8 protein-coding genes are annotated in these 5072 nt (G+C 63.9%); 6 read left to right on the forward strand and 2 right to left on the reverse strand.

Features of this window, described 5'->3' with window-relative positions; translation table 11 throughout:
- Positions 1-146: 146 nt before the first annotated feature.
- Positions 147-1052 (reverse strand): sulfate adenylyltransferase subunit CysD, encoded by a 906-nt coding sequence (gene cysD, locus VGD20_RS10260; RefSeq protein WP_331134349.1) that lies wholly within the window; start codon positions 1050-1052, stop codon positions 147-149.
- An 82-nt stretch (positions 1053-1134) separates the two neighbouring features.
- Complete coding sequence (locus tag VGD20_RS10265; RefSeq protein WP_331134350.1) at positions 1135-2037, reverse strand: LysR family transcriptional regulator; 903 nt, start codon at positions 2035-2037, stop codon at positions 1135-1137.
- A 102-nt stretch (positions 2038-2139) separates the two neighbouring features.
- Between VGD20_RS10265 and VGD20_RS10270 the strand changes: the two genes are divergently transcribed.
- The 6 genes from VGD20_RS10270 to VGD20_RS10295 all read left to right on the forward strand — a co-directional run.
- A complete protein-coding gene (locus VGD20_RS10270) occupies positions 2140-3309 on the forward strand; it encodes an isovaleryl-CoA dehydrogenase (protein ID WP_331134351.1) in 1170 nt (389 codons plus the stop codon).
- On the forward strand, positions 3306-3674 hold the full coding sequence (locus VGD20_RS10275) for a hypothetical protein (RefSeq protein ID WP_331134352.1): 369 nt from the start codon (positions 3306-3308) through the stop codon (positions 3672-3674). The genes VGD20_RS10270 and VGD20_RS10275 overlap by 4 nt, the downstream gene beginning before the upstream one ends.
- Positions 3675-3687: 13 nt before the next feature.
- Positions 3688-4035, forward strand: coding sequence for a hypothetical protein (locus VGD20_RS10280; protein WP_331134353.1), 348 nt, complete (start codon positions 3688-3690; stop codon positions 4033-4035).
- Entirely contained in the window at positions 4032-4457 is a 426-nt protein-coding gene (locus VGD20_RS10285; RefSeq protein WP_331134354.1) for a VOC family protein, read from the forward strand. Before VGD20_RS10280 ends, VGD20_RS10285 begins: the two co-directional genes overlap by 4 nt.
- A complete protein-coding gene (locus tag VGD20_RS10290) occupies positions 4454-4846 on the forward strand; it encodes a VOC family protein (RefSeq protein WP_331134355.1) in 393 nt (130 codons plus the stop codon). Before VGD20_RS10285 ends, VGD20_RS10290 begins: the two co-directional genes overlap by 4 nt.
- Positions 4843-5072: hypothetical protein (locus tag VGD20_RS10295; RefSeq protein WP_331134356.1), on the forward strand; the 230-nt coding region annotated here is incomplete at its 3' end. The genes VGD20_RS10290 and VGD20_RS10295, both read left to right, overlap by 4 nt.

Below are 5072 nucleotides of genomic sequence, written 5' to 3' on the forward strand. Positions count from 1 at the left end.
AAGCAGGCGGCCGATGAGCGTCGATTTACCGTCGTCGACCGAACCGCAGGTGATGAAGCGCAGCAGCGACTTCTTCTCGTGGCCGGCAAGATAGGCGTCGATATCCTCGGCGATCAGCGCGTCGGTGACATAGATGGGGTCGGTCATCAGAAATACCCCTCCTGCTTCTTTTTCTCCATCGAGGCGTCACCACCGTCCTTGTCGATGATGCGGCCCTGACGTTCGCTGGTGGTCGTCAGCAGCATTTCTTGAATGACCTCGGACAGCGTCTTCGCCTCGCTCTCGACCGCACCGGTGAGCGGGTAGCAGCCGAGGGTGCGGAAGCGCACCGAACGTTCGACCGGCGTCTCGCCGGGAAGCAGCGGGAAGCGGTCGTCGTCGACCATCAGCAGTAAACCGTCGCGTTCGACGGTTGGGCGCGGCGCGGCGAAATAGAGCGGCACGATCGGGATATTCTCGCGCGCGATGTACTGCCAGATATCGAGTTCGGTCCAGTTCGAGATCGGGAAGACGCGGATACTCTCCCCCTTCGCCTTGCGGGCGTTGTAGAGGTTCCAGAGCTCGGGGCGCTGCTTCTTCGGGTCCCAGCCGTGGCTCGCCGTGCGGAACGAAAAGATGCGCTCCTTGGCACGGCTCTTTTCCTCGTCGCGGCGCGCGCCGCCGAAGGCGACGTCGAAGCCATGGAGGTCGAGCGCCTGTTTCAGCCCCTCGGTCTTCCACATGTCGGTGTGGAGCGGACCGTGATCGAACGGGTTGATCCCCCGCTCCTTCGCCTCGGGGTTCTGATAGACGATCAGGTCCATGCCGCTCTCGGCCGCCATGCGGTCGCGCAGCTCGTACATCGCCTGGAATTTCCACGTCGTGTCGACATGGAGCAGCGGGAACGGCGGCGGCGAGGGATAGAAGGCCTTGCGCGCGAGATGCAGCATCACCGCGCTGTCCTTGCCCACGCTGTAGAGCATCACGGGCTTCGTAGCATCGGCCATCACTTCGCGCATGATATGGATGCTCTCGGCCTCCAGCCGGTCGAGATGGGTCAGCGTATCGATCATGCCCCGCCCTTGCCGCCGCTGGAGGCGGTGCGCAAACTGTATGGGCTTTTGCCCATGCAAGCCAGACTTGTGAGGCGCCCGGTCATGCGGCGACATCGACTTTCATCTGTCGCCACTCGGCAGCGATTGCGCGAATCGTTTCGAGCGCATGCGCGAGCCGCGGTTCGACTTCGGGGAGCGCGCGCCACGCAGGGTCGGCAATCAGGCCCAGTTCACGGCGGAAATCATAACCGGTGACCTTGAGAGGCACGATGCCATCGATCGCAAGCGAGACGGGCGCGGTGGTGATGCCGATGCCGGCAGCGACCATGCGAAGGCAGCGTTCGTCGCTTTCGCTGCGCAGCGCGAAGCGCGGACGGACGCCGTGGCGTGTGAAGAAGCGGCTCGTGGCATCGAGAAATTCGCAGGAGCGTCGCGCGATCATCGTTTCAGCCGCCAGATCTTCGGGACTGACCTCGATCCGCCCGGCGAGCGGATGGTCCGCCGCGATGAACATCGCGAACGGTTCTTCATAGAGCGGCGTCAGATGGTCGCCGTGCTCGCCCGTCCGCAGCGGGACGAGCGCCATGTTGATGCGGCCGCTGCCAAGCGCCGCACGGAGTTCGGAGTCGCTGTTTTCGACAAGTTCGATGGCGAAGCCCGGCCGCAGCGCCGCGGCGATCGCCTGCAGCAGTTCGGCGGGCGCCGAGCGGATCACCCCGAGCTTGAGTTCGCTCGCGCGGCGGTCGCCCTCGCGGCCGAAGCTGTCGGCGGCGCGAAAGCCGCGTTCGAGATCGCGCGCGATGGGGAGGAAGCGCCCGCCCGCCTCGGTCAGCCGGATCTGGCGGCGGTTGCGGATGAACAAAGGCGTGCCGACCAGCTTTTCAAGCTCAGCGATACCGGTCGACAGCGCCGGCTGGGTGACACGGATGCGCAACGCCGCCTGCGTGAAGCTGCCAGCGTCGACGACGGCAAGGAACTGTCGGATATGCGTGCGCTTTATCATAGATTTTACTTATGCTAATTTCATGATCGTTTCAATTTCCCTATGCTGATATTTTGATGCACTATCCCGCGCAGTCCTGCCCCCAAGATCGATAGGTAATCCATGCGCGCCACCCCCGATTTCGATTTCGCGCTCGGCGAAACCGCCGACATGATCCGCGAAACCACCGCCCGCTTCGCCGACGAACAGATTGCGCCGCTCGCCGCCAAGGCCGACGCGGACGACTGGTTCCCGCGCGACGAACTTTGGACGCAGATGGGCGGACTCGGGCTGCACGGCATCACAGTCGAGGAAGAATTCGGCGGCCTTGGCCTCGGCTATCTCGAACATGTGATCGCTGTCGAGGAAGTCAGCCGAGCATCGGGCGCGATCGGCCTCTCCTATGGCGCGCACTCGAACCTTTGCGTCAACCAGATCCGCCGCTGGGGTAATGCCGAACAGAAGGCGAAATATCTGCCCAAGCTGATCAGCGGCGAGCATGTCGGCAGTCTTGCGATGTCCGAAGCCGGCGCGGGTAGCGACGTCGTATCGATGAAGCTGAAGGCCGAACGCAAGGGCAGCGGTTACATCCTCAACGGCACCAAATTCTGGATCACCAACGCGACGCACGCCGACACGCTGGTCGTCTATGCCAAGACGAGCCCCGAAGCCGGATCGCGCGGGATCACCGCCTTCCTGATCGAAAAGGACATGCCGGGGTTCGCCATCGGCCAGAAAATCGACAAGGTCGGCATGCGCGGTTCGCCGACCGCCGAACTCGTCTTCACCGATTGCGAAGTGCCCGAAGACCAGGTGATGGGGCCCGAGAATGGCGGCGTCGGCGTGCTGATGTCGGGGCTCGATTATGAGCGCGTCGTGCTCGCCGGGCTCCAGCTCGGCATCATGCAGGCGTGCCTCGATACGGTCATTCCCTATGTCCGCGAGCGCAAGCAGTTCGGCAAGCCGATCGGATCGTTCCAGCTGATGCAGGCGAAGGTCGCCGACATGTATGTGATGCTCCAGTCGGCGCGTTCCTATGTCTACAACGTCGCCAAGGCATGCGACGCCGGGCAGACGACGCGCTTCGACGCCGCGGGCGCGATCCTGCTCGCAAGCGAGAGCGCGGTGAAGGTCGCGGGCGAGGCGATCCAGGCGCTGGGCGGCGCGGGCTATACCAAGGACTGGCCGGTCGAGCGTTACTGGCGCGACGCCAAGCTGCTCGACATCGGTGCGGGCACCAACGAGATCCGCCGCATGCTGATCGGCCGCGAACTGATCGGCGCGGGCGCGTGAAAGCACTGCGCATCCTGGCGATTGTCGGTGCGCTGTTGCTTATGGGCGGCGAAGCCTATCGTTCGTGGGGGGTGGGCCGTCCCATAGCATTCTGGATAGACGATATGCTGGCGGGCGCGATGATGATCGCGGCCGCCATCATGGTGGGGCGCCCGACCCATGTGACACGCAGCTTCTTTTCTGCCGCTTGGGGCATCGCCGTCGGCATGCTGTACGGGAGTTTCTTTGGCAAACTGCTCGATCCGGCTGGCGCGAACCCGGGCAATTTTCCGCTTGGGCTCCTGACCGTGTTGCTCGGCATCGCTTTCGTGATTTCGATCGCGGGACTCGTGGCCAGCATTGTCCTGCCGGGCGAAGCGCGATGATCGGCATCGCGGCATGACCTGGCTCTGGCTATCCGCCGCCTTTATGGCAACGACAGCGTTGATGCACAGCCTGCTGGGCGAAAAGCGCCTGGTCCAGCCGTTGCTGACCCTCGACCAAGGCATAATGGGTGTCGAACTGGCGCGTAAGGTCTTTCATTTCGCGTGGCACGCGATGTCGGTCCTGATGCTCGTATCGGCAGCGCTCGTCGTGTGGCCGGGTACACCGCGCGAGTTGATCCTGCTGACGGGCTGTGCATGGACCGGGGTTGGGCTGTTCGACGCGATCTACACGCGGGGCCGCCACATCGGCTGGCCCGCCCTCACCGCCTCGGGCGTCTTCGCCTTGCTGGGTGCGGCATGAGTGCGCGCGGGCTGGTCCATCATATCGACCTGACGGTCAGCGACCTTGCCCGTTCCCGCCCCTTCTATGAAAGCGTGCTCGGTTTTCTCGGCTACCGGCGCTCGGCCGATCACGACGATGGCAGCGATTGGGACCGCGTCGGCGAGCCTTTTCATTCGATCGGGATATTGAAAGCGCGCGGAGATGACGCCGAACGGCCGCACGACCGCTATTCGCCCGGCTTGCACCACCTGGCGTGGACCAGCGACAGCCGGCAGGATGTCGACCGCCTGCACGCCCTGCTGCTGGAATTAGGCGCGACGATCCTCGACCCGCCCGTTGATTACCCGCGTTACGGCCCGACCTATTACGCGGTCTTCTTCGCCGATCCCGACGGGATGAAGCTCGAATATGTCCATGGCGCCACGGCGAGCGAGCTATGAGCGGGTTCCGTGTCTCCAGCCTCGATCACATCGTGCTCTGCGTGCGCGATGTCGCCGCGACGCGCGCTTTCTATGAACATGTGCTTGGCATGACCGTACGCGAAGAGCGACCGGGCAAATATTCGCTGCAGTTCGGCGCGAACAAGATCAGCCTGCAGGATGCGGCCATCAGCCCGGCCATTGCCCGGGACACCGTGCCCGGCAGCGGCAATTTCTGCCTGCTCAGCGACACGCCGGTTGCCGAATGGCGCGCGCATTTGGAAATGCAAGGCGTCGCGATCCTCGACGCCGGACGGCGCGATGGCGCTACAGGCACGATCGACTCGCTCTATTTCCGCGATCCCGACGGCAATCTCGTCGAAGTCAGCAACCTCGTCGAGCCGCGATGAGCGATACGCTGCTCACCGTCCTGCAATATTATGGCGCGGGCGCAGCGACGCTGGCGGCGTTGGTCGTGTCGCTCAACCTAGGGCGCCGCTGGACCGGCTGGGCGTTCGTTATCTTCGTGACGAGCAGCATCGCGCTGGTCGCCTGGGGTTTCCTGCAGCCCGACAGCGAGGGCATCGGATGGCAGAATATCGCGCTGCTGATCATCAACGCGATCGGCGTCTATCG

The organism is Sphingopyxis sp., assembly GCF_036402335.1.
Classification (GTDB): Bacteria; Pseudomonadota; Alphaproteobacteria; order Sphingomonadales; family Sphingomonadaceae; genus Sphingopyxis.